Annotated in this window: 18 protein-coding genes; 5 read left to right on the top strand and 13 right to left on the bottom strand. The window is 73.0% G+C overall.

Features of this window, described 5'->3' with window-relative positions:
- The first annotated feature begins 28 nt into the window (after nt 1-28).
- Nucleotides 29-460, top strand: a complete 432-nt coding sequence (locus tag AC1DYZ_RS09680; protein ID WP_477064990.1) for an iron chaperone — start codon at nt 29-31, stop codon at nt 458-460.
- Here AC1DYZ_RS09680 and AC1DYZ_RS09685 read toward each other — a convergent pair.
- Nucleotides 441-776, bottom strand: a complete 336-nt coding sequence (locus AC1DYZ_RS09685; RefSeq protein ID WP_477064991.1) for an HNH endonuclease — start codon at nt 774-776, stop codon at nt 441-443. The two genes, AC1DYZ_RS09680 and AC1DYZ_RS09685, sit on opposite strands and share 20 nt — an antisense overlap.
- A 127-nt stretch (nt 777-903) precedes the next feature.
- Between AC1DYZ_RS09685 and AC1DYZ_RS09690 the strand changes: the two genes are divergently transcribed.
- A complete protein-coding gene (locus tag AC1DYZ_RS09690; protein WP_477064992.1) occupies nt 904-1,461 on the top strand; it encodes a GNAT family N-acetyltransferase in 558 nt (185 codons plus the stop codon).
- Here the strand turns inward: AC1DYZ_RS09690 and AC1DYZ_RS09695 are convergent.
- Nucleotides 1,458-2,024, bottom strand: a complete 567-nt coding sequence (locus tag AC1DYZ_RS09695; protein WP_477064993.1) for a GNAT family N-acetyltransferase — start codon at nt 2,022-2,024, stop codon at nt 1,458-1,460. The genes AC1DYZ_RS09690 and AC1DYZ_RS09695 overlap by 4 nt on opposite strands.
- A gap of 364 nt (nt 2,025-2,388) precedes the next feature.
- Here AC1DYZ_RS09695 and AC1DYZ_RS09700 point away from each other — a divergent pair, with 364 nt between their 5' ends.
- Nucleotides 2,389-3,372, top strand: coding sequence for a ketopantoate reductase family protein (locus tag AC1DYZ_RS09700; RefSeq protein WP_477064994.1), 984 nt, complete (start codon nt 2,389-2,391; stop codon nt 3,370-3,372).
- Here AC1DYZ_RS09700 and AC1DYZ_RS09705 read toward each other — a convergent pair.
- The 3 genes from AC1DYZ_RS09705 to AC1DYZ_RS09715 all read right to left on the bottom strand — a co-directional run bounded on the left by AC1DYZ_RS09705 (nt 3,369) and on the right by AC1DYZ_RS09715 (nt 4,770).
- On the bottom strand, nt 3,369-3,869 hold the full coding sequence (locus tag AC1DYZ_RS09705; protein WP_477064995.1) for an N-acetyltransferase family protein: 501 nt from the start codon (nt 3,867-3,869) through the stop codon (nt 3,369-3,371). The two genes, AC1DYZ_RS09700 and AC1DYZ_RS09705, sit on opposite strands and share 4 nt — an antisense overlap.
- A gap of 35 nt (nt 3,870-3,904) precedes the next feature.
- Complete coding sequence (locus AC1DYZ_RS09710) at nt 3,905-4,063, bottom strand: hypothetical protein (protein ID WP_456824706.1); 159 nt, start codon at nt 4,061-4,063, stop codon at nt 3,905-3,907.
- Nucleotides 4,064-4,125: 62 nt separating this feature from the next.
- A complete protein-coding gene (locus AC1DYZ_RS09715) occupies nt 4,126-4,770 on the bottom strand; it encodes an MBL fold metallo-hydrolase (protein ID WP_477064996.1) in 645 nt (214 codons plus the stop codon).
- 99 nt (nt 4,771-4,869) lie between these two features.
- Between AC1DYZ_RS09715 and AC1DYZ_RS09720 the strand changes: the two genes are divergently transcribed.
- Nucleotides 4,870-5,643 carry a ParA family protein gene (locus AC1DYZ_RS09720; RefSeq protein WP_477064997.1) on the top strand — a complete coding sequence of 258 codons (774 nt, stop codon included), beginning with the start codon at nt 4,870-4,872 and terminating at the stop codon, nt 5,641-5,643.
- A gap of 48 nt (nt 5,644-5,691) precedes the next feature.
- Here AC1DYZ_RS09720 and AC1DYZ_RS09725 read toward each other — a convergent pair whose 3' ends face one another.
- The 8 genes from AC1DYZ_RS09725 to clsA form a co-directional block, all read right to left on the bottom strand.
- Complete coding sequence (locus tag AC1DYZ_RS09725; RefSeq protein ID WP_477064998.1) at nt 5,692-6,285, bottom strand: MerR family transcriptional regulator; 594 nt, start codon at nt 6,283-6,285, stop codon at nt 5,692-5,694.
- A 158-nt stretch (nt 6,286-6,443) separates the two neighbouring features.
- On the bottom strand, nt 6,444-6,959 hold the full coding sequence (locus tag AC1DYZ_RS09730; RefSeq protein WP_477064999.1) for a bifunctional nuclease family protein: 516 nt from the start codon (nt 6,957-6,959) through the stop codon (nt 6,444-6,446).
- Between the two features lie 58 nt (nt 6,960-7,017).
- The gene (gene ftsR / locus AC1DYZ_RS09735; protein ID WP_477065000.1) at nt 7,018-7,791 is read right to left on the bottom strand and encodes a transcriptional regulator FtsR; all 774 of its coding nucleotides are present in this window, start codon (nt 7,789-7,791) and stop codon (nt 7,018-7,020) included.
- 46 nt (nt 7,792-7,837) lie between these two features.
- Complete coding sequence (locus tag AC1DYZ_RS09740) at nt 7,838-8,302, bottom strand: FHA domain-containing protein (RefSeq protein ID WP_477065001.1); 465 nt, start codon at nt 8,300-8,302, stop codon at nt 7,838-7,840.
- A 153-nt stretch (nt 8,303-8,455) separates the two neighbouring features.
- The gene (locus tag AC1DYZ_RS09745; protein WP_477065002.1) at nt 8,456-9,505 is read right to left on the bottom strand and encodes a DUF881 domain-containing protein; all 1,050 of its coding nucleotides are present in this window, start codon (nt 9,503-9,505) and stop codon (nt 8,456-8,458) included.
- Between the two features lie 2 nt (nt 9,506-9,507).
- Nucleotides 9,508-9,840, bottom strand: coding sequence for a small basic family protein (locus AC1DYZ_RS09750; RefSeq protein ID WP_477065003.1), 333 nt, complete (start codon nt 9,838-9,840; stop codon nt 9,508-9,510).
- A complete protein-coding gene (locus AC1DYZ_RS09755; RefSeq protein ID WP_477065004.1) occupies nt 9,837-10,769 on the bottom strand; it encodes a DUF881 domain-containing protein in 933 nt (310 codons plus the stop codon). The genes AC1DYZ_RS09750 and AC1DYZ_RS09755 overlap by 4 nt, the downstream gene beginning before the upstream one ends.
- A complete protein-coding gene (gene clsA / locus AC1DYZ_RS09760) occupies nt 10,766-11,350 on the bottom strand; it encodes a cardiolipin synthase ClsA (RefSeq protein ID WP_456824793.1) in 585 nt (194 codons plus the stop codon). The genes AC1DYZ_RS09755 and clsA overlap by 4 nt, the downstream gene beginning before the upstream one ends.
- 108 nt (nt 11,351-11,458) lie before the next feature.
- Here clsA and AC1DYZ_RS09765 point away from each other — a divergent pair, with 108 nt between their 5' ends.
- Nucleotides 11,459-11,872: a CoA-binding protein gene (locus AC1DYZ_RS09765; RefSeq protein WP_477065005.1), complete on the top strand. Its 414-nt coding sequence runs from the start codon at nt 11,459-11,461 to the stop codon at nt 11,870-11,872.
- Nucleotides 11,873-12,089 lie beyond the last annotated feature (217 nt).

Consider the following 12,089-nt stretch of genomic DNA (forward strand, 5'->3'; position numbering starts at 1 on the left):
CGACTCATTCGCACAGAGAGGCACTGCCATGGCGGAGACGAAGACCACCGCGACCTCCGAGGGGTTCTCGGCCGAGGAGCGCGCGGCGATGAAGGAGCGCGCCAAGGAGACGCGCGGCAAGAAGTCGGGAAATGGCGAGGCGGACCTGCTCGAGAAGATCGCCGAGATGGACGCCCCCGACCGGGAGATGGCGGAGCGGATCCACGCCGTCGTCACGGCCGCCGCGCCGGAGCTCGAGCCGAAGACCTGGTACGGGCAGCCGGCCTACGCCAAGGACGGCAAGGTCGTCCTGTTCTTCCAGGCCGCCTCGAAGTTCAAGACGCGATACTCGACGCTGGGCTTCAACGATGCGGCCAAGATCGACGACGGCACCATGTGGCCGACCGCGTTCGCCCTGACCTCACTCACGACCGCCGACGAGAAGCGGATCGCCGCGCTGGTCACGAAGGCGGTGAGCTGACCGCCTCGGGCTCGGGCGTCGCCGGGAAACGGCGGCCGAGCTCGGTGCGGAGCTCCACGTAGCGCGCGAGGAACGCGCGCTCGTCGAGACGCTTCCGCCGGATCCAGCCGGTGACCTCGTCGTTGCACTTGCTCGTGTTGCACGACCGGCATGCCGGGACCACGTTCTCCAGGGTGTACCGGCCGCCGCGGGAGATCGGCAGGACGCAGTCGCGCTGCATCGGTCCGTCGGTCGCGCCGCAGTACGCGCAGCCGGCCCAGGCCTCCTGCAGCGCGCCCCACTGGTCCGGAGTCAGGTCGTGCTCGACGCCGTCCATGCGACGCTTCCGGCGGCGCGCCGCGCGGGCTCTGCGACTCCCACCGACGGCCATGCCGGGAGCGTACGGTCGACCAGCCGCAGGTCCGGGCAGGCGCTCCGGCCGCACGACACAGGCAGCGAGGACGATGAACCCGATCGAGCTGGAGACAGGCGCACACCTCGATGCGCTGGAGCCGTGGCGCGCGGCCGAGTTCGCTGCCCACATGGCCCGCGCCCGTGAGCACATCCGTCCGTGGGTCGGGCCGTCGTTCCTCAGCGACGACGTCGTCGGCGCGCGCGCCACGCTGACCCGGTACGCCGAACAGCTCGCGCACGACGGGCCACGCATCTACGGCATCTGGGTGGACGGCCTGCTGGTGGGCGGGGTGATGTTCGTGGAGTTCTCCGCGATCTCCGGCGTGTGCGAGGTGGGCTGCTGGTCGGAGCCCGCCGGAGAGGGGCACGGGCACATCACCGCTGCCGTCACCCAGCTCGTCCGCTACGCGTTCGAGGTGCGGGGGCTCCACCGCGTGGAGTGGCGCTGCCGCAGTGACAACGTGCGCAGCCTCGCGGTCGCCCGACGGCTCGGCATGGTGCACGAGGGTGAGCTGCGTGAGGCGTGGCTGGTGGACGGCACGTTCTACGACAAGTCCGTGTGGTCGCTCCTGAGCCACGAGTTCGACGACCGTCTCCAGCGCGGCTAGGCGACGACGGACGTCCTCGCCGGGCGCGGGTTCACGCCTTCCGTACGGTCAGCAGGCTCCGGCCGTGCACGGAGGTGCGCTCCACCCAGCCCCGTCTCGCGGAACCCGAGCTTCTCCAGGACGCGCCGCGACGCCACGTTCCAGTCCCAGACCTCGGCCCACAACCGCGGGATGCCCGACGCGCTCGCCCACGCGACGACGGCCAGACCCGCCTCGGTCGCGTAGCCGAAGCCATGGACCTCGCGCAGCAGCTCGTAGGCCAGCTCGGGCTCGTCGGCCGGACCGCTCCCGCGGACCGTCAGCCCGCAGTACCCGACGACGTCCCCAGGGCCCTTCCGCTCCACCGCCAGCAGCGTCGGCCCAGGCTCGTCACCCTCCGCGCGGATCTGGGCCGCGATGTCCTCGACCGTGGGCCGGCCCTCAGAATCGATCCGACGGTGGGCCGGCACGCGCTCGTCCCGCTCGGTCCACAGCCGGCGATAGACGTCGGCTTCGTCGACGCGGCGGTGCCGAAGGACGAGGCGATCGGTCTCCAGAACATCGGGAGGGCGGATCGGTGACATCGCCTGATTATGTCAGGGCTTCCGCGACACGCGGTGTAGGTGCCGGTCGGTGACGGCACAAGGCGGACCGACGGCGGGTGGATCGCTGTCGATCGTCGGCATGAGGGTCCCCGCGCGACCAAGAACCAGACACTGCCACCGAGCCGCGGCCAGCGGAAGGCGCCGCCGTGATGGATCGGCCAACGTCCGTAGCGTTCTCGTCGGTGTGCGCACCAAGTCGGCGACCGGTGACGTTCTCGAGAACCGCGCGTCCTTACCGCACGCCGATAATGCACATTATGACATTCCATCGAGAGGCGACCGCGTTCACCCTCTCCCATGGCCGCGACGGGCCGACGCGACTCGGGCCGCGTAGCGTGCGGCCGTGCGCTATCTCATCATCGGGACCGGAGCCGTCGGCGGAGTCATCGGCGGTCTGCTGGCGGCCGCCGGCCGGGAGGTCGTGCTTGTCGCTCGACATCGTCAGCTGGACGCGCTGACCGCCGGCGGCCTCGAGGTCGCGACCGCCGACCGCGTCCTGCACGTGCATCCTCCGACGGCGGCCGGCCCCGACGACGTCGACCTCCGCCCGGACGACGTGCTCGTCCTCGCGGTGAAGAGCCAGGACACCGCCGCCGCGCTGCACGCCTGGGCGGATCGTCCGGTCAGGGGCGGCGGCACCGCGGCGACGGATCTCACCCTGGTCTGCGCCCAGAACGGCGTGGACAACGAACGAGCCGCCCTGCGCAGGTTCGCGCACGTCGTCGGCATGTGCGTCTGGCTTCCGGCCACCCATCTCGAGCCTGGACGTGTCACGGCCGGCAGCACGCCGGTCCCCGGGGTCCTCTGGCTCGGACCCGTGCCGATCGGTGGTCCCGCCCCGACGCAGATCGCGACGGACCTCGTCGCGGCGGGCTTCCGGGCGCCGGTGGTCGCCGACGTCATGGCGTGGAAGGCCTACAAGCTCGTGACGAACCTGGGCAACGCCATCGAGGCGCTGTGCGGGACCGACCGGGACGACGCCGCCCGTGAGCTGGGTGCCCGCGCGGACGCGGAGGGCCGGGCGGCCCTGGCGGCGGCAGGTGTGCACGTGGTGTCCGACGCCGAGCACGACGCCGCCCGTGCGGAGTTCCGCATGGGACGCCTGCCCGGCGAGGGTGGCGGCGGGTCGTCGTGGCAGTCGCTCGCCCGCGGCGCCGGCTCGATCGAGGCCGACTACCTCAACGGGGAGATCGTGCTGCTGGGGCGCCTGCACGGCGTGCCGACACCGGTGAACGCGATGCTTCAGCAGCTCGCCCGCCAGGCCGCCGCCGCGGGCTCGAACCCGGGCGCGTACGACGCGGTGGACCTGCTCGCGCGCCTGGGCTAGGAGGCCTCAGCCGCGCGGAGCGTGAGCACGTACCGCTCCTCGGTCTGCGACGGGTCCCGCGGGAGCACCTGCCGCTCCCCCGTCCGCGTGAAGCCCGCGCGCACGTACAGGTCGCCCGCCGCGTTGTTGCCGTCGAGGAGCCACAACGAGACGGTCCGCGCGTCCTGCGCTGTGGCGGCCGCACGGACGGCGTCCAGAAGCGCCCACCCGACGCCGTGCCGACGCGACTCCGCCGCCACCCACAGCGAGACCACGTGCCGGTCGTCCACGGGCGAGCCGGGCTCCTGCATCATGGTGACGATCCCGCGGCCGACTCCCCCGTCGTCCACGGCGATCCAGGTGGTCGACGTCCGCAGGCGCATGCGCCAGTGCGACTCGACGAAGCGTTCCTCCCGGGCCAGCGAGGCGCCGAACACGTCCGGGTCCTCCCGCAGGGCGCGGAGCCGCACCTCCTGGACGAGTCGCCAGTCGCTCTCCCCCACCTGTTGGACAATCACCTGCACAGGATGCCTCACGTCCGGCGAAGTCGCGGTCAGGGCTCCTCGCGCGCCGTCCGACCCTCCGGCGTCCCGCCATGGCCCTCGGGGTCGGGCACCGAGCGCGCGGCGTCGGCGATCTCCTCCTCCGGCCGCGGCGCCACGGTCTCGTCGTACTCCAGCGCGGGCACCTCGTGCCCCACGGGCTCCGTCACGGTGATCTCCTTCCGACGCGTCCACACTACGAGCGGCCCGCGCGGTGCGGGGGCCGCAGAGCTCAGAGGTCGACTCCCTCACCGGGGTCGAGGGCGATCGGGTCACCCGCGCCGCCGAGGCGGCCCAGGAGGTTGTTCGCCATCCCGCGACCGGCCGCGCTGAGGAGCGCGTCGTGGATCACCACGAGCCTGCCGGGGTGCACGCTGCGCACGTAGTCGACGACGTCGCCCAGCTTGAGCCAGGGCGCGCCGACCGGCGTGCAGAGGACGTCGACCTGCGCACCCGACGGGTCGACGTAGGCGTCGCCCGGGTGCAGGACGCCGGCGACGAGGTAGCCGACGTTGTGCACGCGGGGGATGTCCTGGTGCACGAGCTCGTGCCACTCCCCCATCACCGCGACCTCGAACCCGCCCGCGGTGATGGTGTCGCCCGCACGGACCGCGTGCACGCGATCTGCTGGGGCGCCCGCGCCGACCAGCACGTCCACGACCGACTGCGGAGCCCACACCTCGAGGCCCGCTTGGACCGCCTCGACGACGGGCTCGGTGGCCACGTGGTCGCCGTGCTCGTGGGTGACCAGCACCGCCGAGACACCGGCGAGTGCTCCCGGGAGCTCGGAGAAGACGCCCGGGTCGATGACCAGGCGGTCCTCCCCCCGGTCGAGACGGATGCAGGCGTGCCCCCAGCGGGTCAGTCGGACGCTCATCGGTCCAGTCTGTCCTGACCTGCGCACCCGTGCCCACGGAACCGCCGTGCGAGTGGATGGACGTCCCGGTTTTCGTCGTGGAGACCTCGCCCGGATACGGTGTCGCTCGTGCTGGTGCTCGGGGTGTGCAGTCTCAAGGGTGGCGTGGGCAAGACGTCGATCACTCTCGGGCTGGCGTCGGCTGCCCTCGAGCGCGGCCTGCGCACCCTGGTCATCGACCTCGACCCCCAGGGCGACAGCACCATGGCGCTCGGCGCGCGCCCGCTGACCGGGGACGTCGCGGCCGTCCTCGACGCCCCGAGCGCGGCGACGATGGCGGCCGCGACTGTGCTGTCCTCGTGGGCCGACGAGGGCCTCGACGTCCTCGCGGGGTCCGAGAGGTCCGCCGCGCACGACCGCCTCGACGACGACGACGTCGACCGGCTGCACTACGCCCTGTCCTGGGTGCACGGCTACGACCTCGTGCTCATCGACTGCCCGCCGTCGCTCGGCGGGCTGACGCGTACCGGCCTCACCGCGTGCGACCGGGCGCTCGTCGTCACCGAGCCCGGGCTGTTCGCCGTCATGGCCGTCGGTCGCGCCATGCGCACCATCGACGAGCTCCGCCGCGGTCCCGCCCCGGCGCTCCAGCCGCTCGGCATCGTCGTCAACCGTGTCCGCGCCCGCTCGATCGAGCAGGCGTTCCGTCAGGAGGAGCTGCAGACGCTCTACGGCCCTCTGGTGCTCACCCCGCCGGTGCCCGAGCGCGCGGCGCTGCAGCAGGCGCAGGGCGCCGCCCAGCCCGTGCACGCGTGGCCCGGCGCCGCGGCGGCCGAGCTCGCGCGGACGTTCGACGCGCTGCTCGATCGCGCCCTGCGCGCGCCACGCCACTGACGCGACGCCACCCGATCGGGCAGCCGCTCTCGTCGAGATGCTGTGGGCTCAGCCGGCGGTGCGCGCCTGACGCCGCATCGCGAGCTCGTCCTGCGGGGACGGCTCGTGCGTGACGTCGTCCTCCTCGTCCGCGCGCTCGGACGGGAGCTCGGCAAGCGTGCCCTCGACCTCGCGCCAGACGCGTCCGACGGCGATGCCGAAGACGCCCTGTCCGCCCTGGACGAGGTCGATGACCTCGTCGGCCGACGTGCACTCGTACACGCTGGCACCGTCGGACATGAGGGTGATCTGGGCCAGGTCGTCGACCCCGCGCTCGCGCAGGTGGCTGACGGCGGTGCGGATCTGCTGCAGCGAGACGCCCGTGTCGAGCAGTCGCTTGACCACCTTGAGCACGAGGATGTCCCGGAAGCTGTACAGGCGCTGCGTGCCCGACCCGGTGGCCGGGCGGATCGACGGCTCGACCAGGCCGGTACGGGCCCAGTAGTCGAGCTGGCGGTACGTGATCCCGGCGGCGCGGCAGGCGGTCGGGCCGCGGTAGCCGGTCGCGGTGTCGAGGTCGGGGAGGTCGTCGTCGAACAGCATGCCCTGAGCGCGCTGCGGGACCGCCCCGCTGACGCTCTCGGCACTCTCGGTGCTGGTCACGAATCCTCCACTCGTCGCGAGCCGGTCGGCGGACAGCTCCCCCGGCTGCTTGTCAGAGTAGGCCCGTGGCGCGGCGGACGCCATGACGCCCACCGGGCGTGTCGCGACGGGCGAGTCTCACCTTCGACCTGAGGGCGAAGGTTTGTCCCGGGCAACCCTCAGGTGCCCTGCTCGTCCTCGGGCTCGGCGCCCGTGCTGAAGTCCTCGGGAGTGACCAGGTCGAGGAACCGGCGGAAGCGCTCGAGGTCCTGCTCCGACGTCGTCGTGCGCACCTCGACGCCGGCGATCGCGACGACCTCCGCCGAGCACAGGACCGGGCAGCCGAACCGCAGCGCCAGGGCGATGGCATCGGACGCCCTCGAGTCGACCCGCGGGCCCGTCCGCAGCACGAGCTCCGCGTGGAACACCCCCTCCTCGAGCCGGGTGATCTCGACCCGGGTCAGCCCCGAGCCGGTCGCGACCAGCACGTCGCGCAGCAGGTCGTGCGTCATGGGCCGCGGCGGCACGATCCCTGCCTGCGCGGACGCGATCGCGCTCGCCTCCGCCGGGCCGATGAGGATCGGGACCAGCAGCTCGGAGTCCGGGTCGAGCAGGAGCACGACGATCTCGTCGTCGGCCAGGTGCTGACGCACCCCGACGACCTCGACCGGCACGAGCTCGGCGTCCTCCCCCATGGCGCCCACGCTACGACGCCGAAGCCGATCCGGCGCCCCTACGGGTGCATCGACCTCGTTACGGTGCGAGGTCGGCGACCGCCGCGCGCACGAGGGCCGTGTGCATCTGGTTGCAGAGCTCGCCCACCTCCGCCGCGAGCGTGCCCGCCCGCGCGCGCGACGAGGCGCTGCGCTGGCCGCGCCACGGGGCCACGACCTGCTCGACCAGGTCCGCCTGCCGTTCGGCCGCCGTGCGGAACTGCCGCAGGTGCCGCGCGTCGATGCCGTGCTCGGCGAGCGCCGCGGCGGCGAGAACGATGTCCCGAGCCCACGGGTCGAACGACGACGCCGCGCCGTGCGGGCGCAGCACGCCGGCGGCGACGAGGTCCTCGACGAACGCGGGCTCGACACCGGCCTCGCGAGCCAGCGCGTCGACGGTCCATCGGGCACCGGTGGCCTCCCGCACACCGTCGCGCGTGGCGAGCCGGGCACGCGGCGCGGGTTCGTCCTCCTCGCCGGCGTCGAGCGCGGCGAGGCGGTCGCCGATGACCTTCAGCGGCATGTACCGGTCTCGCTGCTGGCGCAGGACGAAGCGCAGCCGCTCGATGTCCGCCGGGGAGTACTGGCGGTAGCCGGCGGCCGTGCGCACCGGTTCGACCAGGCCCTGCTCCTCGAGGAACCGGAGCTTGGAGGTGGTGACCGCCGGGAACTCGATCTGGAGCGAGGCGAGCACGTCGGAGATGCGCATCGAGGCGCGCCGGGAGATCCCGCGGGGCCACGGCTCGTGCTCGCCCGACGGGGCGGCGGCCGCGGCAGGCTCGGGCTGGACGCGCTGCGCACGGGCACTCGTCACGTCGCGCTCCCCCGGGGGTCGGGCATCTGCGTCAGGTGCAGGCCGGTCACGCGCCGGCCGTGTCGCGGTGCGGGCTGGGGTGGAACGTCATCCGGTACTTGCCGATCTGCACCTCGTCGCCCGCCCGGAGCACCGACTGGTCGATCCGCGTGCGGTTGACGTAGGTCCCGTTCAGCGAGCCGATGTCCCGGACGACGAAGGTCTGTCCGTCGCGGACGAACTCCGCGTGCTTGCGGGAGACCGTGACGTCGTCCAGGAAGATGTCCGCGCCCGTCGAGCGGCCCGCGACGGTCCGCTCGGCGTCGAGCAGGAACCGCGCCCCGGCGCTGGGGCCGCGCTGCATCACCAGCAGCGCCGACGTGGGCGGCAGCGCGTGCACCGCGGAGACCTCGTCCGGGGTGAGCCCGACAGGAGCCGTCGCCTCGATCTCGACCGGCTCGACCGCTCCGAAGCTCATCGTCGTGTCGGGTCCGTTGGCGGGACGTCCGACCTGCGGATCCTCGCCGCTCATGCCACCTCCCGGGCCCGTTCCTCGCGTCGACCGCCGGCGTTCCTCGGGGTCAGGCACACCCTATGCGGACCGGGCGGGTCGGCGCAGCACGTCCCTGCCCCAGGTCGGGGCCGGAAAGTCAGGTCGGCGACCCCAAGTGGGAACAGATCAGGATCAATCGCCCTCAGGCGGCACCGGGGTGGCGTACTGGGGGTCCGGGACGTCCCGGATCGCGTCGACCACGACCTTGTCCGCGCTGTCGACCGTGCCCCGGCCGCCGTTGTTGCGCACCTGCGCCATGGCCCCACCGGGAATCTGCAGCGCGGGCGCGATGATGTCGGGGTCGCCGATCGCAATCCACCTGTACGGGGCGGTCAGCGGGACGCCGTCGAGGACGACGGCCCCTCCGGTGCCGGTGAACGAGCTGCTGGCGGTGACGCGCTGGTCGTTGAGCTGCACGGCCTCCGCCCCGGCGTTGCGCAGCTCCTCCAGCATGTTGAGCATGGTGATCGGCTTGATCAGCCCGTCGGGCTCCGTCAGCGTGACGGTCACCCCGGGCCCCTCCGCCGGCAACCGGCCCGTGAGGATTCCCTGCGTCTCCGCGCTGCGGCGCAGGGCGTCGAGCGCGGCCTGGCGACGGTCGGAGCCCGACAGGAGGTCGTCCCGCTCGCGCGCCAGGTCGGCGGACTCGCGCGCGAGGGCGTCGCCCCGGTTGGTGGTCTCGTCGAGGATGCGCACCAGGTCGCCCTGACGCATCCCCGCGAGGTCCGCACCGCTGGACTGCCGCACCTGCGCAACGAGCGCGAAGCCCAGCACCGCGCAGAGGATGCCGGCCAGCACCTGCGCCCGGTTCATGCGGGGTCGCAGGGCGCGGCCGAGGACGACCCAGCCGCTCGGCGGCTCCGCGGGAGCGGGCTGTGGCTCGCCTGCACGCTCGGAGCTCTCCGGCTCGACGGTTCCGGCCTCGGTCAGCGGCGAGGTCGCAGAGGGTGCCCTCTGTGCCGCCGACCGGTCCGGCTCGTCCTCGACAGCCGGGTCCAGGTCGGGGACGAACACCTTCGGGCCCGGCTCGTCGTCCCGCAGGTTGGATGCGGGCTCGGAAGTGTCGTCGTCGGGCGCCGGTGCGTCGTCGTCCGGCACGACCGGCGGCAGGCTCTGCGCGTCGTCGTCGGGCGCGGGCTGCCGCACGTCCGCGTCGTCTCGCTCGTCGTGCGTCGGGGTCACGCTCACGCCTTGAAGAGGTGCCGGCGGATCGAGGCGGCGTTGGAGAAGATCCGGATGCCCAGGACGACGACGACGGCCGTCGACAGCTGCGTGCCCACCCCGAGCTGGTCGCCGAGGAACACGATCAGGGCCGCGACCACGACGTTGGAGAGGAACGAGATGAGGAAGACGCGGTCGTCGAAGATGCCGTCGAGCATCGCGCGCAGGCCGCCGAACAGGGCGTCCAGGGCCGCGACGACCGCGATGGGCAGGTACGGCTGGAGCTCGACGGGGACCGTGGGCTGCAGCAGGAGGCCACCGACGACGCCGATGAGCAGACCGATGAGCGCGATCACGTGCCGTCCCTCCCTGTCGGAACTGCGGACTCTGTCACACCGGTCTCGTCCTGCGCACCCTGCGGCTGCTGCCCGTCCTCCGGGACGTTCGCGGAGTGCAGCGCGACCAGCCCGGTGCCCGGCAGGTCCAACGAGCTCTGCGACGTGAGCTGGACGCCGATGCCGAAGTTGCTCCGCAGGGTGGCCAGGTGCTGGCCGGCGCTCTCGCGCGCCAGCGACGTCTGCATGTCCACCGCGTCGCCGATCGCCTCGACGGTGTACGGACTGCTCAGCGCCACGAGGTCCACCAGCACGGCGTCACCCGCGCTGCGGATCGCGGTCATCGCGGTGAGGCGCTGCCCGTTGACCGCGACCGCCTCCGCCCCGGCGGCCCAGAGCCCGTTGACCACGACCTGCAGGTCGACGTCCTGCACGCGCAGCTCGGGGTCCTCGGCGTCGGGGTCGTCGGACGGCGCGTCGGTGAGCACGAGACGCAGGCCCGGACCCGTCACGGCCTGGACCCCGGACTCCACCGCGTCCGCGGTGATCTCGTCGCGGACGGCCTGACCCTCGTCGCCGAGCACCTGCGCCTGCAGCGTGGCGATCTGGGTGGTCATCGCGGTGATCTCTTCTTGCGTGGCATCCGCCTCGGCGCTGCGCTGCTCGATCTGCTTCTCCAGCAGCGAGCGCGCGGCCTGAACGGAGCCCGCCGGCTGGCGCAGCGCGAGCGTGGCGGCCGTGGCCCCCAGCCCGAGCGCGATGGCGAGCGCGACAAGCCCGGCGGTCGACCGGACGGTCGGGCGCGGACCCGTCCCGGCCGCGCGCCGGGCAGCGGCCTGCGCGTAGCCCGGGTCGAGCGGGCGACGGTAGAACTCGGTGATCAGAGTCATCGACGCGTCCGGCGGGCCCACGACCGGACGCTGGCCACCGGTGCCGTGTCGGGTGCTCATGCCGGCTCGGCGGTGTCGCGAAGCAGGTGTCGGGCCTGGGCGAGATAGAGGCCCGCGGAGAACCAGTAGAGCGCGACGCCCCACAGGGCGAACGCCCAGCCGACGACGCCGGCGACCGTGCCGACCCAGGAGTCCCACTGCGCGAGCAGCAGCAGCGGGAACGCGTAGAGGAGCGCGAAGGTGCCGGCCTTGCCCGCCAGGTGCACCGGGAGCGGCGCGTACCCGACCCGGGCCAGCACGACGAGCATGACCGCGAGGACCACGTCGCGCAGCACCAGGACGCCCAGCAGCCACCAGGGCACCACGTCGCGCCACGCGAGGGCGACGAGCGTCACGATGATGAACAGCCGGTCCGCCGCGGGGTCGAGGAGCTGGCCGAGGCGCGACACCTGCCCGAGCCGGCGGGCGAGGACGCCGTCGAGCCAGTCGCTGGCGCCGGAGACGGCGAGCACCACGACGGCCCAGCCGTCGTGCCCCTGCACCAGGAGCACCGCGAAGACGGGGACCAGCAGCAGCCGCACGAAGCTGATGAGGTTCGGGACGGTCAGCACGCGCGTGGAGACGATGTCGTTGCTCGTCACTGCCTCCCCCGTCACCGTCCCGTCCGTGCGGCGTCGATCCTATGCGGCCCGCGGGACCGCCCCGGACGATGGCGCGCGCATCCCCCGTCCGGGTGCCAGAGTTCGAGAATGACGCACAGCAACGACCCGGACGTGATCAACCGGCTCCTGACCACACCGGGCCGCTGGGCCGTGGTCGGGCTGTCGAGCAACAGCGCGCGCGCCGCGTACGGCGTGGCCCGGTACGTCCAGTCCCTCGGCCACACGATCGTCCCGGTCCACCCGAAGGCGGAGACGGTGCACGGCGTCCCGGGTGCCCGCACGCTCGCCGACGTCGATGCTCCGATCGATGTCGTCGACGTCTTCGTGAACAGCCACCTCGCGGGCGAGGTCGTCGACCAGGCGATCGCCGTGGGCGCCCGCGCCGTCTGGCTCCAGCTCGGAGTCGTCGACGAGGACGCCGCCGAGCGTGCGCGGGCAGCCGGCCTCGACGTCGTGATGGACGCTTGCCCCGCGATCGAGGGGCCGCGCCGCGGCCTCTGACGGCGGTATCGGGGGTTGTGCGCGACGTCACGCGTGGTCAGCCCGCCGCCGACGAGCTCCGCCCGGTAGACTCGTCCATGAATCTGGAGTTCGTCGCGTCCCCCTTCGAGGCGTCGCCACCACCGCTGTGTCGGTCGGGGCCCGCCTCGCGTCGTGTGGTCTAGGCATCGCGTGAGCGGTTGCCACTGGGTGGTCCGGGGCTGCGACCCGCTGTTCG

This window comes from Cellulomonas sp. P1_C4, assembly GCF_056406355.1.